The sequence below is a fragment of the Nocardioides zeae genome (assembly GCF_030818655.1).
GTDB classification, from domain to species: Bacteria; Actinomycetota; Actinomycetes; order Propionibacteriales; family Nocardioidaceae; genus Nocardioides; species Nocardioides zeae_A.
On the sequence record NZ_JAUTAN010000001.1, the window covers coordinates 4,145,256 to 4,172,125 of the forward strand.

Here is a 26,870-nt window from a genome sequence, read left to right on the forward strand (position 1 = left end):
TGAGTGTTCGCGTCCACTGTCTGGTGTCTGAGACAACACACCAATATCCGAACCATCCAGTTGACCCCCTAGCGGGGCTGCCTGGGGTGGTGTGCGGGTGGGTGTCAAGTCAATAGAGTTACGGCGGTCATAGCGAGAGGGAAACACCCGGTCCCATTCCGAACCCGGAAGTTAAGCCTTTCAGCGCCGATGGTACTGCGACCGAGAGGTCGTGGGAGAGTAGGACGCCGCCGGACATTTCTTCTAGTAGGGGTTGTCGTGACCTTCGGGTCACGACAACCCCTACTCTTGTTTGCGTGCCCGCAGCATGCGGGTGGTTCCAGCGTTGAGGAGTCGGACAGTGGCGGAGCAGGGCGGTCGAGGTCAGGGTGCCGGTCGGGGCGGCGGGCGCCGTCCCGGCGGTCAGGGTCAGGGGCAGGGTCGTCCGGGCCGCTCTGGCGGGCCCGGTGGTTCCGGTTCCGGCTCCGGCTCCGGTCGTCCGAGCGGCCAGGGTCGCCCCGCCGGCCGTGGCGGCAAGCCCGAGGGAGCCGGCACCGGCTCGGGTCCCCGTCGTGGGGGAGCCCCGTCCGCTGGCGGCCGCTCGGGCGGGCCCGGTGGCCCCAAGCGCGGCCCCGGTGGGTCGGGCGGCTCCGGAGGGGGCGGCCCGCGGCGTACGGGTCCCGGGGGTCCGCGGGGTGACCGTCGTGACGAGCCGCGCGTGGAGCGCTCGGTGGCGCAGGCTCAGTACGACGGGCCGGAGCTCGACGCCGACATCACCGGCCAGGAGCTCGACCGCAACCTGGCCTCGCAGCTGAAGGGCATGCCCGAGAAGCTGGCGACGCGCGTGGCGCGCCACCTGGTGGCGGCCACGCGGCTGATCGAGTCCGACCCGGAGACGGCGTACCAGCACACGCTCGCCGCACGGGCGCGCGCCTCCCGTCTCGGCATGGTGCGCGAGGCGGTCGGTGAGGCGGCGTACGCGGCCGGTCACTACAAGGAGGCCCTCGCGGAGCTCCGAGCGGCGAAGCGGATGAACGGTGCGACGGCGTACCTGCCGATCATGGCGGACTGCCACCGCGCTCTCGGGCAGCCGGAGCAGGCGCTCAAGCTCGCGCAGAGCCCTTCGGTGAAGGGCTTCTCGGCGGAGGCGAAGGCGGAGATGACGATCGTCGAGGCCGGCGCACGTCTCGACCTCGGCCAGACCGACGCTGCCCTGCGCACGCTCGAGCTCTCCCCGCTCAACAACAAGACGCGCGCGGCGTGGGTGGTGCGGCTGCGGTACGTGTACGCAGAGGCCCTCCTCGCCGCGGGTCGCCCGGCCGAGGCGCTGGAGTGGTTCCACCGCACCCACGCGTTCGACGCCGACGAGATCACCGACGCGGCCGACCGTGCCGCCGAGCTCGAGAAGCAGCTCGACTCCGCAGGAGAGTGAGGGCCCGCTGCCCGTCCCCAGGGACGGGCAGCGGCACGTTCGTCCGCAGGTGCTGCCGGGTCTCTGCGCGGTCGCTCCCCACGCCCCATGCTGGTGGCGGAGAGAGGAGGCGACATGGGTCGCAGGGCAGACGTGATCGACCTGGCCGAGTGGCGCGCGCGGCGCGAGCAACGGGGCCCCACGGTGAGCGCGGGTGAGGCACTGAGTCGCGAGCTGGTGGCGGAACGGTTCGCCGACGGCTGGGAGTGCCTGGCCGACGATCTCGAGGGAACGTGGCCGTAGGCTGCCGCGGTGATCCTCATCGACGAGCCCCAGGTGCCCTGGCGCGGGCGGTGGTGGTCGCACCTGGCCTCCGACACGTCCTACGCCGAGCTGCACACGTTCGCCGCGGCGCTCGGGGTGCCGGAGCGGGCCTTCGACGGGGACCACTACGACGTCCCGGCGGAGCTGTACGACGCCGCCGTCGCCGCCGGCGCCGTCGAGGTGCGCAGCCGCGAGCTGGTCGCCCGGCTGTCGGCCGCGGGGCTGCGTCGGCGCAAGTCGCGACGCGGCCGGGGGGACGTCAGTCGCTGAGCTCGGCGATCTCGCGGGCGAGGTTCTCCCGCGCGGCGGTGTCCCACCGGTCGTGCCCCAGCGCGGTGTGGAAGAGGCGCTCGCGTCCGGCGAGGTCCTGCAGCACGGTGCGTCGGCCGGTCCGGAAGTCCGGATCGGGGACGTGGGCGTACTCGGTGCGGACGGCGCGGCGGTACTCGTCGTAGCGTGACGGCGCAGCGGCGAGGATCGCGAGGTCGGCGTCGACCAGTGCCTGGCCCCGCCGGTCGTCCGCGGCGGGGCGGTGGTCGGCCGTCAGGCGCACGAGCCGGACCACCTCGTCGACGTCGACGTCCTCCCCCGTGAGACGGGCGCGGGCGAGGAGCGCCGAGCGCTCCTCGAGGTCGGCGCCTCCGTCGTACACGGCGTCGTGGAACCAGGCCGCGAGCACGACCTCCACGTCGTGGCCCCACCCCAGCTCGTCGAGACGCTCGAGCACCTCGGTGAGGTGCCGGAGGTCGTGGTAGCCGCGGCCGGTGCCGTAGGCGGCCACGAGCTCGTCCCGCAGGTCGCTGCGGTGGGGGAGGGGCCAGGGCAGATCGGGGACGCGCACGTCCCCAGGGTCTCAGGCCGCGGCGACCTTGCGCGCCCGGCCGACGGTGGCGTCCACGAGGGCGACGATCTCGTCGGGGCAATCGGCCATGGGGACGTGGCCGGCGCCCCGCAGGGGGACGTGGTCGGCGTGGGGGAGGCGCTGGCGGGCCCGGGCCGACTGCCGGTAGGGGAGGATCCGGTCCTTGGTGCCCCAGGCGACGGTCGTCGGCACGCCCACCGCGCCGCGGAACGCGTAGTGCACGCCCTCGCGGGCGACCGCCGCGAACCCGCTGCAGTGCTTGAGGGCGAGGGCGTCGCCGTACGTCGACGCGGCGTCGTGCCGCTCGGGGTGCGCGTAGAGCGCCATCCCGATGAGACGGCGTCCCAGCGCCGGACGCGCGGCCGCCCGCAGGGCACGATCGGGCAGCTGGCTGGTGAGCCGCATGAGGGAGAGGATCCCCAGCGCCTGGAACCGGTCGAACCGGCCGAAGAACCCCGCCGGGCTGAGCGCCGTGACCGACGAGACCAGGTGGCGTGAGGCGAGCTCGAGGGCGATGGCGCCGCCGAGGGAGTTGCCGACCACGTGCGGGCGGTCGAGGCCCCACTCGGCGAACTGCTCGGCGAGGTGCTGGCACGCCACGTCCATCGTGTAGGGGACGCCCCGCGGGATCGGCTCGGACTCCCCGAAGCCGGCGAGGTCGACGGCGATGACGTCGTAGCGCTCGCTGAGGCGGTCGAAGACGGGGCCCCAAGCCTGGCGGCGGTGACCGATGCCGTGGATCAGCACCACGGTCTCCCCCGAGCCGCGTCGCGTGTGGACCAGCGGTGAGTGCACCACGTCGTACTCCTCCTGCGCGTCAATGTGACATCGGGAGTGTTACATCAAAACTGGCAGAATGCACGCAATCCCGCCCACACCCCGGACGTCATGCGGCGCGGCGGCCGGAGGCGCCGCCGCGCATGACGTCCCGGTGTGGGCGTGGGGCGCGCCGCGCGTAGTCTCGGCCCGTGGTCGGGACGGGCGTCGGAGCGGTGACGGCCGGGCGGACCCTTGCCTGCTACCACCACGCGCGCGGCGAGTGCCGTTCCTGCACGTGGTTGCCGCGGCCCTACGAGCAGCAGCTGTCGGAGAAGGAGCGGGCCTGCCGGGCGCTGCTCGCCCCGTGGCCGGGGATCCGCTGGGAGCCGGCGGTGGAGGGCGGCCTGGGCGGGTTCCGCAACAAGGCCAAGCTCGCGGTGGGCGGCGCGCCGGACGCGCCGACGCTCGGCATCCTCGATCCGGCGGGCCAGGGCGTCGACCTGCGGGACTGCGCGCTCCACGATCCCCGTCTGGTCGCCGCGGCCGACCCGCTCGCGGAGCTCGTGGTCCGGGCACAGGTCACGCCGTACGACGTCGTCCAGCGCCGCGGTGAGCTGAAGCACCTGCTCGTGACGGTCGCTCCGGACGGCGGCCTCCTCGTGCGGTTCGTGCTGCGCTCGGAGGAGGCGGTCACGCGGATCCGCAAGCACCTGCCCTGGCTGCTCGCGCGGTTGCCCGAGGCCCGTGTGGTCTCCGTGAACCTGCAGCCCGACCCGAAGGCCGTGCTCGAGGGGCCGCGCGAGATCGTGCTCACCGACGAGGCGTCGCTGCGGGTGCAGGTCAACGATCTCGACCTGCACCTGTTGCCGCAGAGCTTCTTCCAGACCAACACGGCGGTGGCGGCCGCGCTCTACCGCCAGGTCGCGGACTGGGTCGACGAGGTCGCCCCGGGGTCGGTGTGGGACCTCTACTGCGGGGTGGGTGGCTTCGCGCTCCACGTGGCTGCGCCCGGGCGTCGGGTGGTCGGCGTCGAGGTGAGCGAGGCCGCCGTGGAGAGCGCGCGCCGCAGCGCCGCCGACCACCGCCTCTCCGCCGACTTCGTCGCGGCTGATGCCGTGTCGTGGGTGGCCGAGACCGTGGCGTCCGCGGGGCCGGTGGCCGACCTCGTGGTCGTCAACCCGCCCCGGCGGGGCATCGGTCCGCGGCTGGCGCGTCTGCTGGAGAAGTCACGAGCGGAGCACGTCGTCTACTCGAGCTGCAACGCGGTCACCCTGGCCCGGGACCTCGAGGCCATGCCGTCGCTGCGACCGGCGCGCGCGCGGCTGCTCGACATGTTCCCCCACACGGCCCACTACGAGGCCGTCGTGCTGCTCGAACGAGCGTCCCGCCCGCGCTGAGCGGCGCGGGCGGCCCGGACCTCCGCGCGGGTGACGGGGAACGCCCCCGCATCGCCGACGAGGTGCACCGTCTCGCACGGCGCGTCCACGGCGTCGCAGGCCTCGTAGACGGTCTCGATCCATCGCAGGTCCGTCGCGCCCGGCAGCGGACCGCCGCGGCGGCGGAGCGCGACGGCCACGCGGTGGCGGTCGCGGAGGACGGCGGCAGCGAGCTGCGCGAGGAACCGTTCCAGCTGCGCCGCGTCGCCCGGGGTGGGCGTCGCGGGCAGGTCCGCCACCTCGTGGAGGAGCGAGGTGAGCCGGCGGGTCTCCCCGTCGACGACGAGGATCCACAGGCTGGGCCGGTCGTGGTCGGGTGGGTCGAGCAGCTCCTCCCAACCGGCGCGCAGCTCGCGAGCGGTGCGGGCGGTGGGCGGGGTCGGTGTCGTCGTGTCCATGGGCACCACCCTCGGGTGATCAGTGCGCGGCCGCCACCGGCTCTCCACAGGCCCGCTGCTCGTCCCCAGCGCGGTCCGTCCGCGGCGTCGTCCCCAGGGGAGGCCGCACGTCGCCGTGGCGCCCTCGTCGCGCGGCAGGGTGGGCCGCAGGCGTCACACCCGACGCCGGAGAGCACAGGGGGAAGCAGGATGAGCGATGACGTCACGGCGGCCGGAGCGCGCACCGGCAGGCTCCAGCTGGTGCCGGACGGGCGGGTCGAGCCGACGGGGTGGATCTGCGTGCTCAGCCGGGCCGACGCGCTCGCCTCCATCGCGACGGGCACCTTGTGCCTCGGCCCACGCGGCGAGGGGCGGCTGCGTCGGATGCGGCTCGGCGACGGGGTGGCGATCTACTCCCCGCGGGAGGGACGGCGGAGCGGCGCGGTCGTGCGGCGGTTCACAGCCGTCGGCAGGGTGACCGGTGTGGCGCCCTACCAGGGCGACGGGACCACGTCGCAGGACTGGTGCCGGGCGGTCGACCTCGTGGACACCGGCGGCGAGGCGACGGTCGAGCCCTTGCTGTCCCGGCTGTCGTTCGTGCGGGACGAGCCGGGCTGGGGCGTGGTCTTCCGGTCGGGGTTCCTCGAGGTGACGACCGCCGACGTCGCGGTGGTGCGGGAGGCCGTCCTCGCCGCGCCGGGCTTCCCCGACCCGACCGACCGCGAGGGCTCTGATCTCGCGCCCGCGCCCGCGCCGGTCGGCCCCGAGGCCCCGTGAGGGGGCGGCTCCCGGGTCTCAGCCAGCGAGGCCCGCGGAGGCGGCGACCGCACGACGCGGAGCGCTCGCCACCGGCGGGAAGGCCAGCACGCGACGGTCGTCGCCCCGGCCCGTGGTGGACTCGTGCCGGGCCATGACGGCCGCGACGTACTGGTCCCGGCGCCGAGCGGCGCAGCCGCCAGGCCGGGCGGCGGGCTGCACGAGCTCGGGCGCGAGGGCGTGGTTCATGGCATCACGCAGCTGCACGAGCGCCTCGGCGCGGATCTGGGAGATCCGGGACTCGCTGACCCCCAGCTCGACGGCGATCTCGGCCATCGGGCGCTCGGCGAAGAAGTAGCCCTCGACGACGACGCGCTGGCGGTGGGGCAGCTCGGCGACGGCGGCGACGAGGTACTGGAGCTGCTCCGTGTGCTCGAGCGCCTCCTCGGGCGTCGCGGTCCCGCTGACCAGCGTCTCCTCCAGCGTCGCGCCGGCGGCGCCCTGGAGGGACAGCACCTGGGCGCGGGCGATGTCGTCGTCGTTGGACTCGATCTCGGCGACCGAGAGGCCGGCGGCGGAGGCGATCTCGTCGGCGCTGGCCGGGCGGCCCAGCGTCGCGGCGAGCCGGCTCCGGGTCTCCTCGAGGTCGCGCGCGCGGCGGCGGACCGAGCGGGAGGCCCAGTCGACGCTCCGGAGCTCGTCGAGGATCGCGCCGCGGACCCGGCGGGCGGCGTACCGGGTGAAGGGCACGCCGCGCTCCTCGTCGAACGACTGGGCGGCCTGGACGAGGGCGGTGAGGCCGGCCGAGGTCAGGTCGTCGCGGCTGACGTGGGCGGGGACGCGGTTCATCGTCTCGCGGACGATGTGTCCGACCAGCGCCACGTGGGAGGTGATCAGCTCGTCCTGCTGAGGGAGGGGGATCGGAGCCATGACTCGATCCTTTGGCGTGTCGCGCGGATTGGCGACGTCAGCCCTGCTATGAGGCACCCTCGTCCGCAGAGTCGGGACTTTGGTCCCGGTCCGGTCTAGCCCTGTCCGATCACGCCGTAGGTCCCGGGTGCCCCAACTCCGAAGGGGCGCGCAAGGAAAACTCAAGAAAATCTCAAGCGAGCTCGCGAGCGCCCGATGGGGGCGCGGTGACGGAACGGGAGACGGGTATCGGCTTCTCTGCCGGGGGAATCGGCTCAGGACCGCGACGCGGTCGCCGAAGGGCAGGGCATGCGGGGGACAGGCGAGCAGGGGCCCGGAGCGGGACCGGCCGGGACGGGCGGTGCCCGGTGCACCGGGTGACCGAGGGGGTCGACGTGGAGGGGCTGTCACGCGTCCTGTGGCGGGAGCGCGAGCTGCTCGACGCGCTGCTCTACCGCGTCGAGCTCGAGCAGCTCGTGCTCATGAGCGGCAGCGCACGCTGGCTCGCGCGCGTCTCGCAGGACGTCGAGGCCGTGCTCACGACCCTGGGCGAGACCGAGCTCCTGCGGGCCGTCGTGGCCGACGAGATCGGCACCGCCGTCGGCCTCGCCGCGAGCCCGACCCTGCGGGCGCTCGCGGAGCGCAGCGACGAACCGTGGGCCACCATCCTCGCCGAGCACCGCGACGCTCTCCTGGCCCTGACCCGGACCATCGCCGAGCGCGCCGACGCCAACCGCGCGCTCATCGCCGCCGGTCACCGGGCGACCCGTGCGACCCTGCTGGCGGCGACGACGGGCGCCGCCGCGCTCGCCGACCTGCAGGTGCAGGAGGCGGCCTACGGGTCGGCCCTGGGGACGTCCGCGCGGGTCGTGCGGACGAGCCTGGGCGACTTCCTGCGCTGAGGTGCCGGACGCTCACGCCTGGTCGGCGTCGAGCCTCATCTGCGCGGCGAGGAGCGCGGCCTGGGTGCGGCGCTTGACGCCGAGGCGCGCGAGCAGGTGCGTGATGTGGTTCTTGACGGTCTTCTCCGAGAGGAAGAGCTCGTCGGCGATCTCCCGGTTCGTGAGTCCCTGGCCGACGAGGGCGAGGATGCGCTGCTGCTGCGGTGTCAGCGTCGAGGGGTCGGCCTCGGCGCCCCGCTGGGCACTCTCCCGCATCCGCTCCATCGCGCGGATCGCGACCATGGGGTCGATCAGCGAGTGCCCGTCCGCCACCGCCCGCACCCCCGAGATGAGCGAGCTCCCGCCGATCTCCTTCAGCACGTAGCCGTCCGCGCCCGCCAGGATGGCGCTCTGCAGGGCGACGTCGTCGTCGTAGCTCGTGAGGACGAGGGCGCGGATCTCGGGCCGCGACGACTTGATCTCCCGGCACAGCTCGATGCCGGACCCGTCGGGCAGGCGGGCGTCGAGGACCGCCACGTCGGGCCCGGTCTCCCGGATCCCGTCGAGCCCCTCGGCCACGGTGCCGGCCTCCCCGACCACTTCCAGGTCGGGGTCCGACTCCAGCAATGCGCGCAACCCCCGACGTACGACCTCGTGATCGTCGACCAGGAACACGCGAACGGCGGAGCTCATGGGGCCACTCTGCGTCGGATCGGGTCGAAAGTCCTAGTGATGCGACGGGATCGCCCGTTGGAAGGGGGACGAGACTGGCACCACAGCGGGGATTGGTTGCATCTAGCAACCAAGGGCGTATGGTTGTCATCAGCAACCAAAACGGCGTCCCGTCGTGAAACCCCCGCACGGAATCGAAGGTCCCCGCATGGCACACGAACCCCATCACGAGCCCCACCACGAGCCCCACCACCTGGCCGTCGACCCCGAGGTCCGGTCCGACGTCCCGATGACCCACCGGGAGATCCTCTCGGTGATGTCGGGCCTCCTGCTCGCGATGTTCGTCGCGATGCTGTCCTCGACGATCGTCACCAACGCCCTGCCCCGCATCGTCGTCGACCTCAATGGCGGCGAGGCCGGCTACACGTGGGTGGTCGTCGCCACGCTCCTCACCATGACGGCGTCCACCCCGATCTGGGGCAAGCTCGCCGACCTGGTCGACAAGAAGCTGCTCGTGCAGATCGCCCTGGTGACCTACGCCGTGGGCTCGATCGCCGCCGGCCTCTCGCAGAACATGGGGCAGCTGATCGCGGCCCGTGCCGTCACCGGTCTCGGCGTCGGCGGCATGACCGCCCTCGTCATGGTGGTCATCGCCACGATCGTCACGCCGCGCGAGCGCGGCCGCTACTCGGGCTACATCGGTGCCGTCTTCGCCATGGCGACCGTGAGCGGCCCGCTCATCGGTGGCCTCATCGTCGACACCCCCGGCCTCGGCTGGCGCTGGACCTTCCTCGTCGGCGTCCCCGTCGCCGCCGTCGCGCTCGTCGTCCTGCAGCGCACGCTCCACCTGCCCACGCCGGTCCGCGTGCCGGGTGAGCGTCCGTCGATCGACTACGCCGGCGCGCTCCTCATCGTCGGCGGCGTCTCCGTGCTGCTCGCCTGGGTCTCGCTCGCGGGCCACCAGTTCGACTGGGCCTCGCTGACCACCGCCGGCATGATCGCCCTCGGTGTCGCGCTCCTCGCTGCCGCCGTCGTCGTCGAGAGCCGGGTGGCCGAGCCGATCATCCCCCTGCGCCTCTTCGCCGACCGCACCACCACGCTCGCCACGCTCGCCTCCGTCATGGTCGGCGTCGCGATGTTCGGCTCGACGGTCTACCTGTCGCAGTACTTCCAGATCGCCCGCGGCATGAGCCCCACCCACGCAGGTCTCATGTCGACCCCGATGGTGCTCGGTCTCTTCGTCTCGAGCGTCGTCACCGGTCGGATCATCAGCAGCACGGGCCGGTGGAAGAGGTTCCTCGTCAGCGGCATGGTCGCCGTCGTCGTCGGTCTCGCCCTGCTCTCCACCATCGACGCGCACACGCCCCTCGTCGAGATCGGCGCGTTCATGGTCGTGCTCGGCGCCGGCCTGGGTGCGACGATGCAGAACCTCGTGCTCGCGGTGCAGAACCAGGTCGCGCAGCGCGACATGGGCGCGGCCAGTGCCCTCGTGACGTTCTTCCGCTCGATCGGCGGCTCGTCCGGCGTCGCGGCCCTCGGCGCCCTGCTCGGCCACCAGGTGGCCGACAAGGTGACGAGCGGCCTGGCGTCGCTGGGGATCGCTGCCGAGGGCTCCGGTACGACGCTGCCGGACCTCGACACGCTGCCGGCGCCCGTCCGGGACGTGTTCCAGGGTGCCTACGGCGACGCCACCGCGCTGCTGTTCCTCGTCGCTGTGCCCTTCGCCGTCGTGGCCCTGCTCCTCGTCAGCGCGATCCGCGAGGTCCCGCTGCGCACGACCCTCGACGTCGCCCCGTCGACGCCCGTCGACGAGCGCGAGGACGCCCCGGTCGAGGTGGAGGCGGCGCGATGAGCGCCACCGCCACCCACCCCGCGTCGAGCGGCCACGGCACCGCCGAGCTGGACCCGGACGTGCTGCGGGACCTGGAGCACCAGTTCTTCGTGCTCCTGCGGCGTCTCCGGCGCAACCTGGCCGAGCGCGGCCACGCGGTGGCGCCGGGCCTCACGGCCCTGGGCTACGGCGTGCTCGACCAGTTGGCGCGCGACGGCGCTGCCCGGGCCACCGAGGTGGCGTGCGTGCTGGGCGTCGACAAGGGCGCGATGAGCCGCACCGTCCACCAGCTCGTCGAGCTGGGCCTGGTCGAGCGCAGCAACGACCCCGACGACGCCCGGGCCCTCGTGCTGGAGCTGTCGGACCACGGTCGGGAGCGGCTCACCGCGGTGGGCCTCCAGCGTCACGCCGTCTTCCTCCAGGCGATGGCGGAGTGGACCTCCGAGGAGGTGGCCGACCTCGCGGCCACCCTCGGCCGCTACAACGCGAGCATCGAGGCCGCGCTGGCCGCGGAGCGCTGACGGCTCACGGCTCACGCACAAGGGGCACGAACGACACCCGGACCCCGGTCCGGACCGTCGTTCGTGCCCCTTCTCGCGTGGGTCGCGTCGTACCCGGTCAGTCCGCCAGGAACCACGCCGCGGTGTCGGGGGCGATCGTCGCGCCGGGGGCCTCGCCGCTGCTCAGGAGCAGCGAGCCGAGGTCGTCGGGCAGCGGTTCCGGCGCCTCGCCGGCGTTGAGCACGCAGGTGAGCGGGCCGCGGCGGTAGACGAGCAGCGCCGGTCCGGCCTGCAGCACGTCGACCTCCTCGCCCGCCGTGTCGGCGAACGTGCGCCGCGTCGCCAGCGCCGCGCGGTAGAACTCCAGCGTCGACCCCTCGGCCCCCGTCTGAGCCTCGACCGTCAGTGCCGCCCAGTCGCCGGGCTGCGGCAGCCAGGGCTGGGTGCCGTCGGCCGCCGGCCCGAACCCGTACGGCGCGGTCTCGCCGCTCCACGGGATCGGCACGCGGCAGCCGTCGCGCCCGATGTCGGGCTTGGCGCTGTCCTTGGTGCGGAACCAGGACGGGTCGGTGCGGTCCTCGGGGGCCACGTCGACCTGCTCGAGGCCGAGCTCCTCGCCCTGGTAGAGGTACGCCGAGCCCGGCAGGCCCAGCATGGCCAGCGTGGCCGCGCGGCCCCGGGCCCGGCCGAGGTCGCCCCCGCCGTACCGGGTGACGTGGCGGACCACGTCGTGGTTGCTGAGCACCCAGGTCGGGGTCGCGCCGTACGGGCGGAGCGAGGGGAGCGTCTCGGTGATGACGTCGGCGAACGCCTGCGCGTCCCACGCCGCGGAGAGCCAGTGGAAGTTGAAGGACTGCTGGAGCTCGTCGGGACGGACGTAGCGCGCGATGGCCTCCGCCGTGCGCGCCCACGACTCGGCGACGGCCATGCGGCGGCCGCGCTCGGAGTCGTCGTACTCCGCCAGCACGGCGTGCCAGCGCCGGTAGACGTCGTGCACCTCCGGCTGGTCCCACATGGGCTCGTCCAGGCCGGCTGCCTCGACCATGGAGGCAGGCCCGTCGGCGTCGGGATCGGGGAGCTCCGTGTCGGGCAGGCCCTCCTTCTTGAAGAGGCCGTGCGCCACGTCGACGCGGAAGCCGTCGACCCCGCGGTCCAGCCAGAACCGCAGGATGTCGACGAACTCGTCGCCGACCTCCGGGTTGCGCCAGTTGAGGTCGGGCTGGGTGGAGTCGAAGAGGTGGAGGTACCACTGCCCGGGGGTGCCGTCCGCCTCCTCGACGCGGCTCCAGGCCGCGCCGCCGAAGACGCTCGGCCAGTTGTTGGGCGGGGTGTCGGTGCCGTCGTCGTCGCGGAACACGTAGCGCTCGCGCTCGGGACTGTCGGGCCCGGCGGCCAGCGCGGCCTGGAACCAGGGGTGCTGGTCGGACGTGTGGTTGGGCACGAGGTCGACGATGACCTTGAGCCCCAGCTCGTGGGCCCGGGCCAGCAGGGCGTCGGCGTCGGTGAGCGAGCCGAAGAGCGGGTCGATGTCGCGGTAGTCGGCCACGTCGTAGCCGTGGTCCTTCTGCGGCGACGTGTAGAAGGGCGTGATCCACAGCGCGTCGACGCCGAGGTCGCGCAGATGGGGGAGCCGGGCGGTGATGCCGGGCAGGTCGCCCACGCCGTCGCCGTCGGCGTCGGCGAAGCTCCGCACGTAGACCTGGTAGACGACCGCCTGGCGCCACCAGGCGCCGTCGACCGACGGGAGGGCGGACGGGGTTGGATCGTTCGAGTCGACCATGCGGGCGAGTCTAGGGACGGGGTGCCTGCAGGACGGAAAACCCGCGCGCGAGGTCCCGTGATCGGTGACACTCAGGGCCATGAGGCGCTCGACGACGGCCCGTGGGGCGGCAGCCGTGCTCGCGACGGCAGCAGCGGTGCTGGTGGGCATCGCCGGGGTGCAGCTCCTCGACCGCGAGCCCGCGACCCGCGTCGTCGATGTCTCGCCCCCGGAGGCAGCGACGGCTGCCGCAGGGGAGGAGGGCTGGGAGTGCCCGGAGCCCACGCCCGGCGCGGAGCCGACGGCCGAGGGGCCGTACGAGGCGATGGGCGTGCCCGACGCGTGGCCCGCGGAGGAGCCCGTCGTCGCGTCACCGCCGCCGGCCGACGGCCTCGGCACGGGCCCGCCCGGCTCGGTCCTGCCGGGCGAACCGGGCGGGCACGGCGCCGCCACCTTCGGATTCGACCGGCCCTACGACGAGCTCGACGGTGAGCGACCGACCTTCGTCTGGGTGGTCGGCGACGGCGGCGTCGAGGGCTACGTCTTCCGCTGGGACCGCGACAGCGTCGTGCGCTTCGGGGCCGGCGCGGTGGCCCTCCGCGCGGAGGACGGCACGACGGTGATCGGTCGCCACCAGCCGCCCGGGCTGCCCGACTACCCGGTCAACGAGCGCGGGCAGTCCTACGGGCCCAAGGTCGACGACCTCGAGTCGCCCGACCTCGTCGAGGTCGCCGGACGCTGCGGCATCGCGGGCTACGCGGAGCAGGCACTGTTCGGCGTCCCCGACCTCCCCGCCGACGTCGACACGGTCGAGGAGCTGGAGGCGTTCAACGCGGCCCTGCCGACCAGCGTGCCCGTGACCGAGTCCGACGGCGTCACCGAGGTCGACCGGATCGAGGTCATGAACCCGGTCCCGGACTACTGCCTCAGCGGCGGATCTCCTCCCACCTGCTGAGCGCCTCAACGCGCTCCTCCTTGTGGTCGACGATCGGCGCGGCGTACCCCACCTGCTCGCGCGCCGCGGCCGACGGCTCGTGGGGATCCTCGCCGTCGGGCAGGTCGCGCAGCTCGGGCACCCAGCGGCGCACGTAGTCGCCCCGCGGGTCGAACTTGCGACCCTGCCCGGTCGGGTTGAAGACCCGGAAGAAGGGCGACGCGTCGGTGCCGGAGCCGGCGGTCCACTGCCAGCCGTGCTGGTTGGAGGGCAGGTCGCCGTCGACGAGCCACTGCATGAAGTGCCGCGCGCCGTGCTGCCACTCCACGTGGAGGTCCTTCACCAGGAAGCTGGCGACGATCATCCGCACCCGGTTGTGGACCCAGCCGCTGCAGCGCAGCTGCCGCATGCCGGCGTCCACGATCGGGAAGCCGGTGCGCCCCTCGCGCCAGGCGTCGAACCCCTCGCCCGGGTCGTCGTAGCGCATCCGCCCGTACTCGGCCCGCAGGTACTCCCGTGCCGTCTCCGGTCGGTGGTGCAGCACGTCGGCGTAGAACTCGCGCCACGCCAGCTCGGAGCGGTACGTCGCGCGTCCGGCCCCGCTCGCCCGGCCGATCTCGGCCAGCATCGTGCGGGGGTGGATCTCGCCCCACTTGAGGTGCACCGACATCTTCGAGGTGGTGTCGAGGTCGGGCCGGTCGCGCTCGTCGGAGTACGTCGCCAGGTGGTCCGCGACGTACGTCTCCCAGCGCTGCGCCGCCGCCCGCTCCCCGGCCTCCGGGAGGCGCAACCCCTCGGGCAGGTCGACGTCGGGCACGTCGACGGAGGACGCCAGCTCCAGGCCGCTCAGGCCGCGCGGCGCCTCGTACGGCGTGTCCCAGTCGCGGTCCGCCCAGGCGCGGGAGAAGGGGGTGAAGACGGCGTACGGCGTGCCGTCGCCCTTCGTCACGCTGCCGGGGTCCACCGCGTACGGCGAGGAGGTGCGCACCAGCTCGATGTCGTGCTCCGCGAGGGCCGCGGCGACGCGCTCGTCGCGCTCCGCGCCGTACGGGCCGAAGTCGGCACTGACGTGGACCTCGGTGGCGTCGACCTCGCGGGCGGCCGCGACGACCTGCTCGACGGGGTCGCCGCGGAGCACCGACAGGCGGGTGCGGCGCGAGCGGAGGGACGCGTCGAGCGCCCGCAGCGAGGCGGCCAGGTGGGCCCTGCGGGAGACGCCGGCCACGTCCCACAGGGCGGGGTCGAGGACGAAGAGCGGCAGCACCGCGTCGGCCTCGGCAGCGGCCAGGAGGGCGGGGTTGTCGGCCAGCCGCAGGTCGCGGCGGAACCACATGACGCTGTGGCGGGTGGGCATTCCTCCACAGTGCCAGGCCGCCCCTCGGGTGGGGGGTCGTCGCCTGCCCGCCGGTAGGGAAGAATGGTTCTCGTGAGCGATCTGATCGACACCACCGAGATGTACCTGCGCACGATCTACGAGCTCGTGGAGGAGGGCATCGTCCCGCTGCGCGCGCGCATCGCGGAGCGCCTGCACCAGTCGGGTCCGACGGTGTCCCAGACCGTCGCGCGCATGGAGCGCGACGGCCTCCTGACGGTCGAGGGCGACCGCCACCTCGAGCTCACCGAGGAGGGCCGCCGCCTCGCCGTGCGCGTCATGCGCAAGCACCGCCTGGCGGAGCGCCTGCTCACCGACGTCATCGGCCTGGACTGGGAGCTCGTGCACGCCGAGGCCTGCCGGTGGGAGCACGTGATCAGCGAGACCGTCGAGCGGCGGCTGCTCGAGCTGCTGGGCAACCCGACCGAGTCGCCCTACGGCAACCCGATCCCCGGCCTCGACGAGCTCGGCCAGGACGACCTGCCCGCCGACTTCATGGACGGTGTCGAGTCGCTGCAGAGCGTCGCCGCCGCCGACGAGTCGCGGGTGCACGTGCGCCGCATCTCCGAGGAGATGCAGAAGGACGAGGTGCTCATGAGCGCGCTGCGTCGCGTGGGGGCCCTGCCGGACAAGACGGTGACCGTCGTGGCGACCTCGGAGGGCGTGCTCGTGGGCTCCGGCGGCGAGACCGCCGAGATCTTCCCCGACGCCGCCGAGCACATCTTCGTGCGCCGCATCTGACCCCGCGTCCGATGCCCGGCGGGAATCCAGAGGTTCTCTTGAGGTTGGCCGCCGGTCGGAAGTCGTAGCGTCGCGGTGCGCTGCCCCTCGCGGGGAGGGTGAGGGGCAGCGCCACAGCACGATGCACCATTCGGCCACACGTCCCGGTGCCGGCGGACGCCGTCGGCACGGGCCGTGACTCGCGGGGGCCGTCTTCGTTGGTGGAGGCAGCGTGGGGAGTCGCTCCCCGCCCCGGCGGAAGGCTCCGAGATGGAGATGCTCGCGGTCGAGCTCACGGCGTTCACGCGCCGCACCGGCAGCGTCGTCGTCGCCCACAGCGCGACCGACCTCGTCCGCGGGCTGGAGCCCGGCGAGACCGTGGCGACGCGCGACCAGGACGACGTCGTGCGGGTGGCCGTCGTCGCCGACCTCGACTTCGACCTCGAGGACACCTACTACCGCCTCACGCTCGGCGAGGTGCTTCGTCTCGACGAGGCCGAGCTGGCCGTGTCGACCGCGCTGGGCGCGGGCGCCCTGCCGGTCCGCGCCGGGGCCGAGCGGCTGTTGGCGGCGGTCGGTGTCAGCCGACCCGCGCACCTGCGTCGCGTGCGCTGACCTCGCGCCGACGCGCGTCGAGCGCGTCGAGGAAGCCGCTGCAGCCGATGTCGAGCGCATGGGTCGCGAGGTCGTCGCCCCGGGTGGCCCCCCGGTTCACGATGACGACCGGCACGCCGCTGCGGACCGCGCGGCGCACGAACCGGAACCCGCTCATCACCGTGAGGGACGTGCCGACCGCTAGCAGCGCGCCGTCGTCGGGCCGCAGCGCGTCGACCGCGGCGAAGCAGCGCTCGACCCGCGCCGCCGGCACGTTCTCGCCGAAGAACACGACGTCGGGCTTGAGCACGCCGCCGCAGGCCTCGCAGGGCGGCACGACGAAGTCGCTCGTGTCCTCGAGGTCGACGTCGCCGTCGGGACGCACCAGCACGGTGGCGTGCCGCTCCGCCCAGTCGGGGTTGGCGGCCGCCATCCGCTCCTGGAGCGTCGCCCGCGGGCTGGTGGCCCGGCAGTCGAGGCAGACCACGTCGGCGATGCGGCCGTGCAGCGCGACCATCCGGCGCGTGCCGGCCGCCTCGTGGAGGCCGTCGACGTTCTGGGTGATGAGCAGCTCGGGGTCGATGGCGGCGACCGCCCGGTGGCCGGGGTTGGGGTCGGCGCGCCGCATGCGGGTCCAGCCGAGGTGGCTGCGCGCCCAGTACCGCTGCCGCGCGTCGGCGCCGGAGACGAAGTCGCCGTACGTCATGGGGGTGGGCCGCGGCGGGCGGCCCTCCGCGACGGGGCCGCGGTAGTCCGGGATGCCCGAGTCGGTCGACAGGCCCGCGCCGCCGACCAGCACGAGGCGCCGGGGTGCCAGCAGCGCCAGGGCCGCCTCGACGGCCTCCGGGGCGGCGGTGCGCTCAGCCACGCGGCGTGCCCTCGCCGGGCTGCGGAGGTCGGGTCACCGGGCGTAGCGCAGCTCGGCCCGCGCCCGTGCCTTGGCCGCCTCCACCTCGCGGTCCTTGGGCGGTGCGGAGGTCTCCAGGTCGTCGACGAGGCGGCGCGTGATGTGCGCGATCTCGCGCACCGCCTGGTCGAAGACGGCCTGGTTGGCCTGCGACGGCTTGCTCGTGCCGCTCACCTTGCGCACGAACTGCAGCGCCGCGGCGTGCACCTCGTCGTCGGTCGCCGGCGGCTCGAAGTTGTTGAGCGGACGGATGTTGCGGCACATGGTCCAACGGTACGTCGCCACCTATCCTCGGGGAATGCCTGAGAGCCGCTCGGACCGAGCCCTCGACCTCGTCCTCCTCGGCGCGACCGGCTTCACCGGTCGCCTCACCGCGGAGTACCTCGCCCGCCACGCCCCCGCCGACCTCCGCTGGGCCCTCGCGGGCCGCAACGAGGCCCGTCTCGCGCAGGTGCGGGACGGGCTGCCCACCGGTGCGGTCGGCGCCCCCGAGCTCGTCGTCGCCGACTCCGGCGACCCGGAGTCGCTGCGCGCGCTGGCGGAGAGCACCCGCCTCGTCATCACGACGGTGGGGCCGTTCCTCCGGTACGGCGAGCCGCTCGTCGCCGCCTGCGCCGCCGCGGGCACCGACTACGTGGACATCACGGGCGAGCCCGAGTTCGTCGACGAGGTGTGGCTGCGCCACCACGAGGCCGCCGAGGCCTCGGGTGCGCGCATCGTCCACGCCTGCGGCTTCGACTCGATCCCCCACGACCTCGGGGTCCGCTTCGCGGTCGGGCACCTGCCCGACGACGTACCGATCAAGGCCCGCGGCGTCGTGCGCGCCGCGGCGATCTCGTCGTCCGGCACGCTGCACTCGGCGCTCGAGCAGTTCGCCCGCGCCCGCACCATGAGCCGCACCCACGCGGCCCGCCGCAAGGCCGAGGGGCGGCCGGAGGGGCGGCGCGTGCGCGGCTCCGGCGGCAAGCCGCACCGCGACCCCGCGCTCGGCTACTGGCTGCTGCCGCTGCCCACGATCGACCCCATGGTCGTGGTGCGGAGCGCGGCCGCGGACCCGTCGTACGGGCCCGACTTCACCTACTCCCACTACGCGGGCACCAAGACGCTCCGGTACGCCGCGGGTGGCGCCGGCGCCGTCGGCGCGCTGGCGGTCGCGGCCCAGGTCGGCCCGCTGCGCCGGGCGCTGATGAACCGGTTCGGTTCCGGCCAGGGGCCGGACGAGCGGCGCCGGGAGAAGTCGTGGTTCACCGTCGACGTCGTCGCGGAGGGCGGCGGTCGCACCGTGCACGCGCGGGTGAGCGGCGGCGACCCCGGCTACGGGGAGACGTCCAAGATGCTCGCGGAGTCGGCCCTGTCGCTGCTGTTCGACGACAACCCGCCGACGGCCGGGATGGTGACGACCGCGCAGGCGATGGGCGAGCACCTCACGGCCCGCCTGCAGGCGGCGGGGATCCGGTTCGAGGTGCTCTGAGGGGGGTCGTACGGGTCACTGTGGAGGACGCCGTCGACCTCATCACCCAGATGACCGGCGCCGGCGTCGAGGTCCTCGAGCCCGGCCAGTCGTGCTCCGATCTCGCCGTCGCCCCGGGCGAGGTCGCCTGGCCGGTCGCCAGCGGCGTCGGGCTCGACCGCCAGAACTGGGGCAACTCCGGCGGTAACTGGGCGCGCGGGCACACCGGCACCGACTTCTCGCTGCCCTGCGGTGAGCCCGTCTACGCCGCCCACTCGGGGATCGTGCGCACCGACCCCTCGCAGAGCGGATGGGCCGGTCCGAACTTCCCCAAGACCACCACCGGCACTGACAGCTTGGCCACCTGGTACGCCCACATGTCGGCCGCGATCGTCGAGGACGGCGAGCAGGTCCAGTCCGGGCAGATCATCGGCCACGTCGGGACGCTCGGCAACAGCACCGGCTGCCACCTCCACTTCGAGGTCCACCCGGACAACGGCTCGATCTACGCAGACAACATCAACCCCTCGACCTGGCTGCGGAACAACGCCGGACGCACCCTCGCGCCATGAGCCGGTCGACATCATCACTGCGTGAGCAGTGGGCGGAGAGCACCAACCGGGAAGCGGTCGTCGTGCTTCCCCTGCTGGCCCTGGTGTCCATCGGTGTTCTCTACGGCGCCTACTTCGTGCCGGGGTTCTGGTCAGGCTTGAGCTGGTGGGGGATCTTGGGGGCCGGCGCGGCCCTGGCGCTGGGGTGCCTCATCGGCCTGGCCCGCTCGGTCGGGTACCGCCCGATCAGCGCGCCACCGACCGAGTCGCTGTGGCACATCACCTCAGCCCCGGCCCTCCTCAAGGCGACGCCGGGCAGCGTGGTCACGCTCGACGTCGACCACTGCCGCCCCCTGGCACGGATGCCCGACCGCTCGCGGCCCTGGCGCCTGCCCCGCCGCGGGGTCTACTTCTTCACCTCGTCCCCGAGCGTCGCGGCCGCCGAGGCGAACGTCTCGGCGCGTCGACGACGTGCCGCGGTGCTCCTGGAGCTCGACCCCGCTGGCCTCGGCGCCCCGAGGTTCCAGCGGGGCTCGGCGGTAGCGAGCACCGCCGGCTACCGCGGCCAGGTCCGCTCCGTGACCCCGCTCCACGCCTCGATCGCCGACGGCCAGTGACTGTCAACCGTTACCGAAGGAGATGCGATGTTCGAAGACTCCCCGCCGTGCGCACCTGACGTTCCAGCGCTCGACGCCCTCGCGAACCTTGCCCTGATTGTCGGAGCGCTGGCCTTGGTGGTCGCCCTTGTCGCGTTCGCTCTCGGGCGCAGCGAGTTCCGCCGGCCCCCGTGGATGGGCCGGTTCACGATCGGTGGCGTGGTCCTCGGCGTGGGCCTGATCCTCCTGGCGTGGTTCTTGCACGCGCCTTGGTGCTGACGAGGTGCACTCGTTGCCCCTCCGGGAGTGATTCGACGGAATCACCCCGGGGCGGTGGAAAGTCAGTGCCGCGTTCAAGGGCGGTCAGGGGGCGGACGTCATGCGTTCGCGTGACTCGTCGGCCCGCTCGACCAGCGCCTGCGGGTCCGCGCCGGCCAGGACGAGCGCCGCGAACGCCGCGACCGAGCGGGGCTGGGTAGCCGTCGGCCGCGCCAGGTAGAGACCGATCAAGCTCCCCGCCGCCTGCGCGAGCAGATCCGTACGTCCGGCAGCCTCCGCGCGGAGCTCCTCGACGACGACCTCGAACGGCATGCCGTCCTCAAGCCGTCGACGCGCACCGGCCTCGAGGCTGATCTTCAAGGCAGTGTCAGGAGCGAGGCGACGCGAGGGCATGACACCAGTAGACCATTCATCGAACAGGTGTTCGATAAAAACCGGTCTACCATGGTCTTCTTGGCCGACGGCCAACTAGAGGGAGAACCAGCACAGAGGGAGGAGGGGTCGCGATGGAGCAGCGCACCTTCTTCCGGGACCACCGCCCCTACGACTCCCCGGAGCGCCTGGAAGACCTGACCGGACCCGCCGGCGGGGTGGTCGACGTGCCGCACGCGGTGCTGTGGGCCCCCGGAGGCCCAGCCCGCGACCTCGACGACGCCGCGGTGCGGCGCATGGTCTACGTCGCGGTGATCGCCGAGGGCACCCGCGCCGACCAGGCCGCGTTGTTGAACCGCGACTTGCTGGTCGAGGACTGGCCTCGGCTCATGATCCCGCGCCGGGCGCGCGAGCTGTGGGAAGCACGTTTTCCCGAGCTGACCAGCACCGAGCCGGCCGCGCCCGCCGGCGCGCACCGATAGTGAGCGACGCCGGCAGCCGGGACGAGAGCGGAAGACCCGCGGCCGCTCCCGACCTCGAACGCGCGGCGTTCGAGCAAATCCAGCAACGAGTGGCCGCGGTCGCACTGCGCAGTGCAGCTGCGTCTGGGTTCGCCTTGGCGGGCGCCGGCGCGATCCGCGCCCACGGCGTCACCGATCGCCCCACCCAGGACGTCGACCTCTTCACCACCCAGACCGACCCAGCGGCGTTCAGCGCGGCGGTCGACGAGGTCGTCGCGGGCCTGGGCAACGAAGGCTTCCAGGTGGCCGCACTGCGACGCCTCGACGGGTTCGCCCGCCTCCAGGTCCTCGCACCCCCCACACCCGCGACAACAGAAGAACATCGCCCGGGAGGACCGGAGGACCCGAGCGGCCTGGTGGTCGAGGTCGACCTCGGTATCGACTGGCGGGCACACCCGCCCGTGACGCTCGACGTCGGCCCGGTACTGGCCCTCGAGGACGCTGTCGCCAACAAGGTGCTGGCGCTCTACTCGCGCGGCGAGGTCCGCGACTACCTCGACGTCGACGCCATCCGCCAGACCGGCCGGTTCAACGACGACGAGCTGCTCACAGCCGCAGCCGAGCGCGACCCCGGCTTCGAGCCCCTCATGTTCGGGCGCCAGTTGAGGGGGGTCGAACGCGCCGAGCCGGCCGCCGTCGAGCCCTACGGACTCGACGCTGACGACCTTGCAGCCGTCCAGGCGCGCCTCACGCTCTGGTCTGCCCAGATTGACCCCGCCGGCGCCAGCGCCGCGCACCTCCGGGCCGCGGCGCATGACGAGCTGCAGCAGGCGCGATCGACAGCCGCTCGCCTGGACGCAGCGAACACGAGCGCGGCCCGCGTCGAGAGTGAAGCCCAGCTCCCGCGCGTCGACGAACCGCGACGAGCCACCTTGGAGCGAGGGTCCAAGCGTCGGCCGCTTAGCAGCTAACCCCCAACTAGCGCGCCGGGACGGCCCTCCGGGCTCTGAGGAGATCGCGGCGGGCCGTGCGGCTGCAACTCAGGCCGCGCCGGAGAGCACATCGGCAAGCTCAGCGGCGGCTCGGATCACCTCCGCGATGGCGAGTGCCCAGGTAAGCGCTCCAGCGGGCCTGCGGGTCGATTCATCGGGGTGCCGGTCTCGGTCGGTCGGGTCGGTCATACAACTGACTTCGACTTCGCTCCAAAAAGACAGTACGACGCCGCCACCTTTTTCAAACCGCGCCACCTACGACGCCCACCTTCTCTGAATGGAACGAGAGGCAGCCCCCGACGTCGGATCGGCGCCTACGGTTCCATCATGTACCCGCCACCCGCCGGCCCGGAGCTCACGGAACTCCAGGCAAGGGAGCTTGACGACACATTTCTGGCCTCGGACCCGTTCAAGTACTTCTGTTCGCGCATTTCCTCATTGCTGACCTGGCACGAGCGAGCGCCGCTGGCGAGCACGCCCCTGCCACCGCCCGACTCCGGCAGCGTTCGAGCCGAGTTCAACCAGTACCTGCAGCGCGCCGCCGCCGACGGGCCCTTCGACGAGCTCGACGTACACGCGCAGGTAGCAGCCGACGCGCTCGCGGTTCGCCATCACGCCGCTGAGGCCCTTCTTCGGTTCGCCCACGTTCGCCTGGCCCCGCCAGCGAACACGCAAGTGAGATGTCTGTGGGGGGAACTAGCCGCGGGGCCGACACATATCGCGGACGTGCTCCGCGGTCTCAACGCAGCTGCTCAGGAGGCGGACGCGAGCGAGCGGGCGCTGCGGGCCCTCGTCGAACCCAAATCGCGCGAGGCTGCCCGCAGAAGCTCGGACATCACTGGCGCCTGCAACGTCCTCCTCGCGTGGCTAGAGCACGCCGCGAATCTAATGAGCCCGGCTGAGATCGACCTCCATGCAGCTCACAACAAGGTGAAACACGGCCTTGCAGTTCGGGCGCGATCAGACATGCGAGTCTCATTTGTCACTACACCGCCCCGTGCAGACGGCACGGTTCCCCTCAGCGCCTTCACCGGCCCCGGCGTACTCGACATCTTCGATCAACCCGTCCTCGAGTTCCTTACTCGCGACCAGAAAGTCGACGGTCACCGCCAGGGACTGGAGATCACGCAACTCCGGCTCAAGCCGTCGGCGGTGCTAGCGGAGGCATACATGATCGCCATGGCCCATGGCGTGCTGTTTCACGTTGCCGGCGTGGAGCACTTCGCGGGCCGCGACGACCTTCAGGACTTCCAGGCGCCAGCACCCCACCCCGGCTACCCGGTAGGAGGACCCAGGCCGCAGGACATCGACGCCCATACTCCACTCGGAATGCGCTTCCCCCTGACCACACCGCCCGGCGGTGGTCAGGCGAAGCGCAGGGCAGGCATCGGCTTCCGTGACCACTTCTTGGACCTCCAGCTCGACCATGCCAACCGCAGCCGCGCCCGCGTCGTCGACGACGACTGAACCCACAGCCCCGAAACTGCCGAGCGTCGGGGCGAGCGGCCGCAAGCGCCCAACTAGATCCTGGCGCGTCGAGCGCGCTGGTCCCAGTCACGTCCCAACGATGCGGCGGCGAAGGATCTCAACTAGACGCTCGTGCGCCGCTCGCGGATGTGTCGCTCAAACTCGCGCCGCTGCGTGACCAACTCACCCACTGCGCGAGCGATCTCATCAGGGTCCACCAGCCGCTTCCCGAACAAGATCAAGAGAAGGTATCGGCGCGCCCGGTTGCCCGACTCACTGCTGTACGCGGTCACGACGTCCATGTCCGCCGAGACCAAGCTCTCCGCCGCCGCCCTAGTCGTCGCGTCGCTGAGGAGCTGCACCTTGGCGGCCGCATGCTCTAGTCCGATGGCCTCGGCCACCAACGGCTCAGAGAAGGCCGACAGGTCCACCGGCGCCATGATCCGGAAGAGTCGCCCCACGCCGCCGCTCAGCGAGCCGATCGCTGGCGCAATGATCGAACTCTGCTGCGCTCGTAGGACAACGGCCGTCGCTCGAACGATCAGTTGCTCGACCGCCTCCTGTTCGCCCTGCCGCCCCGACTCGCGGGTCTGCTGCCTCGCCTGAAACGCGACGGCGCCGATCGCGGCCAACGCACCAATCACGGCACTGACCATCGAAGTCACCGCGGTCATCCACATCTCGCTCGACATGCCCGCAAGGTAGGCGGGCGCACCGACAATCGGAGTTCACCCACACCCCGACCTGGCGGCCGGAACCCGGGGCCGCTCGGGCCCGCCCGACGGGCGATTCCGTCGAATCACCTCCCCACACACCCAACGTGCACCCAGATCGACGGACCGGCTTCGACGGGTCGGATCGAACATAGACCTACAGGATCGGACGCATGTTCGACTTGCGAAGTTGTGTCGAAATTGCGATTTGAGCGCCTTAGAGGCCTCGGAACACCTAGGGACATAGGACTGGGGCTGCCAGGCGCTGTACACCCGCTTAGCGCCCCGTCAGCGCGACGCTGTGGATTGGTTGCACCCCTAGTCGGAGGGGTGCGGTATGGTGAGAGGGCATGAAAAACCCCAAGGCGCGGAATGGCTCCGTGCTGGACGGGACCTGCGCCTTGGGGTCTTCGACAACACATTCTGGCGAGAGCGTGTTGCTTCTAAGGCTACAACCGAGGAACGCGTGAGGCCTACCCGGGCGACCCAGATGGCCGGGCGGGTAGGTCTTACACGTGGGGCTCATGCATGAGTATGGAAGGAGCGAGCCACCGTGCCCGTCTCCACTCGTAGGGTCGTCCGCAAGACGACAAGAACTGTCCGGGTGCCCGTGCGCATCGAGCGCAGAGTCACCATCACGGTGAAGCCCAAGCGCTAAGCGCTCGGCTGGCAGGACCGTGGCGGCCTCAAGGGTTCCTTGAGGCCGCCACACCTACGTTTGCTCACAGGCTTCCCAGCCGTCCAAGGCAGCCCGCTGACGGCCCGGAGTTCTCGCACTCGGTACACAAGGAACGGCCCCGCCTCAGGGCTTGCGGTCCAGAAGGATCGAGACCCTGCTGGTGCTGTCGATCCACCAACCCAGTTTTGGGTTGATGCGTTCAGCCGTCGCGACGAGGTGCTGGTACTGGGCGTCTAGGTCGCGGTGGTGGATCGGTTCGTGATGACCGATGCGGTTGCGAAGCTCGCGAATGGCGTCAAGGTCGCTGTGTAGCCGGTGCCGTCCGTAGTGGGGGAACGCGTGCCGGAGGCAAGGCTGCCAAAGGGACCGGTTGTTCGCGGCGCTGAACATCGACCACCAAAAGCCGAACGTGAACTCAGCGACGACCTTGCCTTGCGAGACGAGCGGGTCGGGCACCGGACCCGTCACTGGATCGGGGGCAGGCCTCGCGCGGTCCAGCGCCTGGGTGACGAACCTGCGTGTGCTCGGAACCTGCTGGAACGGCAGGTTGGTGTCGAGATACCAAGGCACCAAGGGGCGGCCGTTGGACCGCTGCTCGGCTGCGATCCACTGCGTAAGCGCCTCGTCGATCGTGTTGCGCAGTGCGACCTCGAGGTAGTGGATGCCCCTGAAGAATGCGTCGCCAACGTCGAGGTTCCACGCATAGAGCTTGAGCGCCGCAGTCCTCTTGTTGCCACAAGCAGCCAGATAGGGACCCATACGCGGTGTGGAGAGCAAGCGCGTCACTTCGGTGGAGACCGGGCGGTAGATCGTCACGACCAGCATCTTGCCCTGAAATGGACTAGGCCCCGGGGGGTTCCTGTGACCGGAGTCCAGAAACCGTTAATCCCGGGGCGCTCTGCCCATAATGTAACACAGCATGGAGTTGGGCCAAGCCTGAGTCAGCATCACGACCAACCCGGCTAGGGCGCCAACCCCCGGGGCCCTCTGGGCCACCAGCCCAGGCTAGGCGTCGGCACGCGGGAGCGTGTCCAGGCGGTCCCAGTGGATGACACGGAGGGCGTCCTTCACACTCTGCTCGTCATTCCCCAGCAGCTGAGTGCCGGTGGACAGATCGGTCACGCGGGCGGCGTACCGCGAACTGCTGCTAGGGCCCGCGTCGAGAACTTCGACGCGCAACTCGTGGGGCCCACGGGCCACGCTGGTCCGGGTCATCTCGTACGTGTAGATGCGGACGGTGTCGAATACGCGGCCACCGTTCGCCTCGAAGTCTCCGATAGCTCCGCCAATTTCGTCGGCGTTGTCCAAGTTGATGTCGCCCATGGGGCCCACCTTGGCAGACCGATGGAGCACCGGGCTGCGCGCGAGGCAAGGTGTCCCGGTAGCGGATCCCTGACCGGACCACCGCGGATCCAGCTGCAGCATCGCTCACCGCTGGCGAGCCACCGTTCCGAGAGGCCCGTCCGTAACAACTCGCGGATCGGGTCCTTCATGCGGGATAACCTGCCGAGAAGTTCGTCGGGTAAGCGGGCGGGCGCCAGTCGTCGGACCTCACCGCGTAGCGCCAGGTGCTCCTCACGGTCGGCAGCGCCCGAGCGTCGCACCTACGTTGGCCACGGCCTACCGGCCTCGCCCGTGCCGGTGGTGGGTACTCGGGACTGCGACGGATAAGGGCGTGCGCTCTTCTACGCGGGTTGCTCGGCGCGTCCGGCCACGGCGGCGCCGCCGTCACCTCGCCGTGCTCAGCGGCCTTCGCGAGACGCCCTCAGCCAATACCGGAGGAAGAAGATGAAGCAACCGGCCGGGACAATCGCGAACACGAGGTAGGGGATTGCGTCTGAGACGGACCCGTCAAGGACTTGGAGTAAAGCAACCCCCAGCTGCAAGACCACGCCGCCACCAAGCAGGGCCATGAAAACGCCGAGTGCAGTCCGATTTCGGAGGATCTCGGGCGTGGTCTCGTTCTGCATGGCCAGGCGTCCCGTCGGCTCGTGGAGACCCCCACATCCCCCGCCACGCGTACGGCAAACGTCGATCCCGCCACGCACTCAATCAAGCAGGCCTGTCGAGGCCTGCTTGGCTCATCTCACCCGAAAGCAGATGATTTGCGCCCGCGGGCACTGCGCCCTGCCATCGCGACAGAGCACGCGCGCGCGTACCACAACCGGCTGGTAACCAACTTTCGGGTGGGCTAGACCGCTATCAAGATTTCTACACAGATCTTGCACGCGGATGTTGAGGATGGTCCGGTGTCCCGCATATGCGCAGGTCAGGGGGCCTGTGTCGGGGAGCCGTCTCGGCAGAGTCGGCGTGATCTGGGGAGTCAC

The 26,870-nt window shown here is 72.0% G+C and carries 31 protein-coding genes and 1 rRNA gene; 19 read left to right on the top strand and 13 right to left on the bottom strand.

The annotated features are described in order from the left end of the window. Positions 1 to 119: 119 nt before the first annotated feature. The 4 genes from rrf to QE405_RS19605 all read left to right on the top strand — a co-directional run bounded on the left by rrf (position 120) and on the right by QE405_RS19605 (position 1,984). A 5S ribosomal RNA gene (gene rrf, locus QE405_RS19590) occupies positions 120 to 236 on the top strand. Between the two features lie 461 nt (positions 237 to 697). Beyond that, entirely contained in the window at positions 698 to 1,411 is a 714-nt protein-coding gene (locus QE405_RS19595; protein WP_307204399.1) for a tetratricopeptide repeat protein, read from the top strand. Positions 1,412 to 1,525: 114 nt separating this feature from the next. Then, positions 1,526 to 1,693, top strand: coding sequence for a hypothetical protein (locus tag QE405_RS19600; protein WP_307204401.1), 168 nt, complete (start codon positions 1,526 to 1,528; stop codon positions 1,691 to 1,693). 9 nt (positions 1,694 to 1,702) lie between these two features. After that, positions 1,703 to 1,984 carry a DUF4031 domain-containing protein gene (locus QE405_RS19605; RefSeq protein ID WP_307204403.1) on the top strand — a complete coding sequence of 94 codons (282 nt, stop codon included), beginning with the start codon at positions 1,703 to 1,705 and terminating at the stop codon, positions 1,982 to 1,984. Here QE405_RS19605 and QE405_RS19610 read toward each other — a convergent pair. Both QE405_RS19610 and QE405_RS19615 read right to left on the bottom strand, forming a co-directional pair. Next, complete coding sequence (locus tag QE405_RS19610; RefSeq protein ID WP_307204405.1) at positions 1,974 to 2,555, bottom strand: HD domain-containing protein; 582 nt, start codon at positions 2,553 to 2,555, stop codon at positions 1,974 to 1,976. The genes QE405_RS19605 and QE405_RS19610 overlap by 11 nt on opposite strands. 12 nt (positions 2,556 to 2,567) lie before the next feature. Continuing rightward, on the bottom strand, positions 2,568 to 3,374 hold the full coding sequence (locus tag QE405_RS19615) for an alpha/beta fold hydrolase (protein ID WP_307204407.1): 807 nt from the start codon (positions 3,372 to 3,374) through the stop codon (positions 2,568 to 2,570). Positions 3,375 to 3,544: 170 nt separating this feature from the next. Here QE405_RS19615 and rlmC point away from each other — a divergent pair, with 170 nt between their 5' ends. Further along, on the top strand, positions 3,545 to 4,732 hold the full coding sequence (gene rlmC, locus QE405_RS19620) for a 23S rRNA (uracil(747)-C(5))-methyltransferase RlmC (RefSeq protein WP_307204409.1): 1,188 nt from the start codon (positions 3,545 to 3,547) through the stop codon (positions 4,730 to 4,732). Here the strand turns inward: rlmC and QE405_RS19625 are convergent. Beyond that, complete coding sequence (locus QE405_RS19625) at positions 4,687 to 5,169, bottom strand: hypothetical protein (protein ID WP_307204411.1); 483 nt, start codon at positions 5,167 to 5,169, stop codon at positions 4,687 to 4,689. The genes rlmC and QE405_RS19625 overlap by 46 nt on opposite strands. A gap of 189 nt (positions 5,170 to 5,358) precedes the next feature. Between QE405_RS19625 and QE405_RS19630 the strand changes: the two genes are divergently transcribed. Next, on the top strand, positions 5,359 to 5,925 hold the full coding sequence (locus tag QE405_RS19630; RefSeq protein ID WP_307204413.1) for a hypothetical protein: 567 nt from the start codon (positions 5,359 to 5,361) through the stop codon (positions 5,923 to 5,925). Positions 5,926 to 5,943: 18 nt separating this feature from the next. On the opposite strand, the gene QE405_RS19635 is transcribed toward QE405_RS19630, so the two are convergent. Then, entirely contained in the window at positions 5,944 to 6,834 is an 891-nt protein-coding gene (locus tag QE405_RS19635; RefSeq protein WP_307204416.1) for a sigma-70 family RNA polymerase sigma factor, read from the bottom strand. Between the two features lie 356 nt (positions 6,835 to 7,190). On the opposite strand from QE405_RS19635, the gene flgN reads away from it, so the two are divergent. Next, positions 7,191 to 7,715 carry a flagellar protein FlgN gene (gene flgN, locus QE405_RS19640; protein ID WP_307204418.1) on the top strand — a complete coding sequence of 175 codons (525 nt, stop codon included), beginning with the start codon at positions 7,191 to 7,193 and terminating at the stop codon, positions 7,713 to 7,715. Positions 7,716 to 7,727: 12 nt separating this feature from the next. On the opposite strand, the gene QE405_RS19645 is transcribed toward flgN, so the two are convergent. Next, on the bottom strand, positions 7,728 to 8,387 hold the full coding sequence (locus QE405_RS19645) for a response regulator (RefSeq protein WP_307204420.1): 660 nt from the start codon (positions 8,385 to 8,387) through the stop codon (positions 7,728 to 7,730). A 187-nt stretch (positions 8,388 to 8,574) separates the two neighbouring features. Between QE405_RS19645 and QE405_RS19650 the strand changes: the two genes are divergently transcribed. Continuing rightward, the gene (locus QE405_RS19650) at positions 8,575 to 10,218 is read left to right on the top strand and encodes an MDR family MFS transporter (RefSeq protein WP_307204422.1); all 1,644 of its coding nucleotides are present in this window, start codon (positions 8,575 to 8,577) and stop codon (positions 10,216 to 10,218) included. After that, positions 10,215 to 10,718, top strand: coding sequence for a MarR family winged helix-turn-helix transcriptional regulator (locus QE405_RS19655; RefSeq protein ID WP_307204424.1), 504 nt, complete (start codon positions 10,215 to 10,217; stop codon positions 10,716 to 10,718). The genes QE405_RS19650 and QE405_RS19655 overlap by 4 nt, the downstream gene beginning before the upstream one ends. Before the next feature lie 97 nt (positions 10,719 to 10,815). Here the strand turns inward: QE405_RS19655 and QE405_RS19660 are convergent, their stop codons facing one another. Next, the gene (locus QE405_RS19660; protein WP_307204426.1) at positions 10,816 to 12,477 is read right to left on the bottom strand and encodes a glycoside hydrolase family 13 protein; all 1,662 of its coding nucleotides are present in this window, start codon (positions 12,475 to 12,477) and stop codon (positions 10,816 to 10,818) included. A gap of 79 nt (positions 12,478 to 12,556) precedes the next feature. Here QE405_RS19660 and QE405_RS19665 point away from each other — a divergent pair, with 79 nt between their 5' ends. Further along, positions 12,557 to 13,411, top strand: coding sequence for a hypothetical protein (locus QE405_RS19665; RefSeq protein ID WP_307204428.1), 855 nt, complete (start codon positions 12,557 to 12,559; stop codon positions 13,409 to 13,411). Here QE405_RS19665 and QE405_RS19670 read toward each other — a convergent pair. Then, positions 13,383 to 14,744, bottom strand: coding sequence for a cryptochrome/photolyase family protein (locus tag QE405_RS19670; RefSeq protein ID WP_307204430.1), 1,362 nt, complete (start codon positions 14,742 to 14,744; stop codon positions 13,383 to 13,385). The genes QE405_RS19665 and QE405_RS19670 overlap by 29 nt on opposite strands. 72 nt (positions 14,745 to 14,816) lie before the next feature. Here QE405_RS19670 and QE405_RS19675 point away from each other — a divergent pair, with 72 nt between their 5' ends. After that, positions 14,817 to 15,503 carry a metal-dependent transcriptional regulator gene (locus QE405_RS19675; RefSeq protein ID WP_307204432.1) on the top strand — a complete coding sequence of 229 codons (687 nt, stop codon included), beginning with the start codon at positions 14,817 to 14,819 and terminating at the stop codon, positions 15,501 to 15,503. A gap of 249 nt (positions 15,504 to 15,752) precedes the next feature. Further along, a complete protein-coding gene (locus QE405_RS19680; RefSeq protein WP_307204434.1) occupies positions 15,753 to 16,097 on the top strand; it encodes a hypothetical protein in 345 nt (114 codons plus the stop codon). Here QE405_RS19680 and QE405_RS19685 read toward each other — a convergent pair. Beyond that, positions 16,063 to 16,944, bottom strand: coding sequence for a Sir2 family NAD-dependent protein deacetylase (locus QE405_RS19685; protein WP_307204435.1), 882 nt, complete (start codon positions 16,942 to 16,944; stop codon positions 16,063 to 16,065). The genes QE405_RS19680 and QE405_RS19685 overlap by 35 nt on opposite strands. 33 nt (positions 16,945 to 16,977) lie before the next feature. Continuing rightward, positions 16,978 to 17,247 carry a DUF2277 domain-containing protein gene (locus QE405_RS19690; RefSeq protein WP_307204437.1) on the bottom strand — a complete coding sequence of 90 codons (270 nt, stop codon included), beginning with the start codon at positions 17,245 to 17,247 and terminating at the stop codon, positions 16,978 to 16,980. Between the two features lie 34 nt (positions 17,248 to 17,281). Between QE405_RS19690 and QE405_RS19695 the strand changes: the two genes are divergently transcribed. From QE405_RS19695 to QE405_RS19710, 4 genes are read left to right on the top strand one after another with little or no spacing between them, the layout of a single operon-like run. Then, complete coding sequence (locus QE405_RS19695) at positions 17,282 to 18,454, top strand: saccharopine dehydrogenase family protein (RefSeq protein WP_307204439.1); 1,173 nt, start codon at positions 17,282 to 17,284, stop codon at positions 18,452 to 18,454. A 20-nt stretch (positions 18,455 to 18,474) separates the two neighbouring features. Then, on the top strand, positions 18,475 to 19,005 hold the full coding sequence (locus QE405_RS19700; RefSeq protein ID WP_307204441.1) for a M23 family metallopeptidase: 531 nt from the start codon (positions 18,475 to 18,477) through the stop codon (positions 19,003 to 19,005). Beyond that, a complete protein-coding gene (locus QE405_RS19705; RefSeq protein WP_307204443.1) occupies positions 19,002 to 19,601 on the top strand; it encodes a hypothetical protein in 600 nt (199 codons plus the stop codon). Before QE405_RS19700 ends, QE405_RS19705 begins: the two co-directional genes overlap by 4 nt. 27 nt (positions 19,602 to 19,628) lie before the next feature. Further along, positions 19,629 to 19,859 carry a hypothetical protein gene (locus tag QE405_RS19710; protein WP_307204446.1) on the top strand — a complete coding sequence of 77 codons (231 nt, stop codon included), beginning with the start codon at positions 19,629 to 19,631 and terminating at the stop codon, positions 19,857 to 19,859. Between the two features lie 84 nt (positions 19,860 to 19,943). On the opposite strand, the gene QE405_RS19715 is transcribed toward QE405_RS19710, so the two are convergent. Next, positions 19,944 to 20,252 (bottom strand): hypothetical protein, encoded by a 309-nt coding sequence (locus QE405_RS19715; protein WP_307204448.1) that lies wholly within the window; start codon positions 20,250 to 20,252, stop codon positions 19,944 to 19,946. A gap of 113 nt (positions 20,253 to 20,365) precedes the next feature. Here QE405_RS19715 and QE405_RS19720 point away from each other — a divergent pair, with 113 nt between their 5' ends. From QE405_RS19720 to QE405_RS19730, 3 genes are all read left to right on the top strand, one after another. Then, positions 20,366 to 20,713, top strand: coding sequence for a transcriptional regulator (locus QE405_RS19720; RefSeq protein ID WP_307204449.1), 348 nt, complete (start codon positions 20,366 to 20,368; stop codon positions 20,711 to 20,713). Beyond that, positions 20,713 to 21,663, top strand: a complete 951-nt coding sequence (locus tag QE405_RS19725) for a nucleotidyl transferase AbiEii/AbiGii toxin family protein (protein ID WP_307204451.1) — start codon at positions 20,713 to 20,715, stop codon at positions 21,661 to 21,663. Before QE405_RS19720 ends, QE405_RS19725 begins: the two co-directional genes overlap by 1 nt. Before the next feature lie 348 nt (positions 21,664 to 22,011). After that, entirely contained in the window at positions 22,012 to 23,151 is a 1,140-nt protein-coding gene (locus tag QE405_RS19730; protein ID WP_307204453.1) for a hypothetical protein, read from the top strand. 122 nt (positions 23,152 to 23,273) lie between these two features. Here QE405_RS19730 and QE405_RS19735 read toward each other — a convergent pair whose 3' ends face one another. The 3 genes from QE405_RS19735 to QE405_RS19745 all read right to left on the bottom strand — a co-directional run bounded on the left by QE405_RS19735 (position 23,274) and on the right by QE405_RS19745 (position 25,866). Next, on the bottom strand, positions 23,274 to 23,843 hold the full coding sequence (locus tag QE405_RS19735; protein ID WP_307204454.1) for a hypothetical protein: 570 nt from the start codon (positions 23,841 to 23,843) through the stop codon (positions 23,274 to 23,276). A gap of 823 nt (positions 23,844 to 24,666) precedes the next feature. Then, entirely contained in the window at positions 24,667 to 25,359 is a 693-nt protein-coding gene (locus QE405_RS19740) for a hypothetical protein (protein WP_307204456.1), read from the bottom strand. 189 nt (positions 25,360 to 25,548) lie between these two features. Then, complete coding sequence (locus QE405_RS19745) at positions 25,549 to 25,866, bottom strand: hypothetical protein (RefSeq protein WP_307204458.1); 318 nt, start codon at positions 25,864 to 25,866, stop codon at positions 25,549 to 25,551. Positions 25,867 to 26,870 lie beyond the last annotated feature (1,004 nt).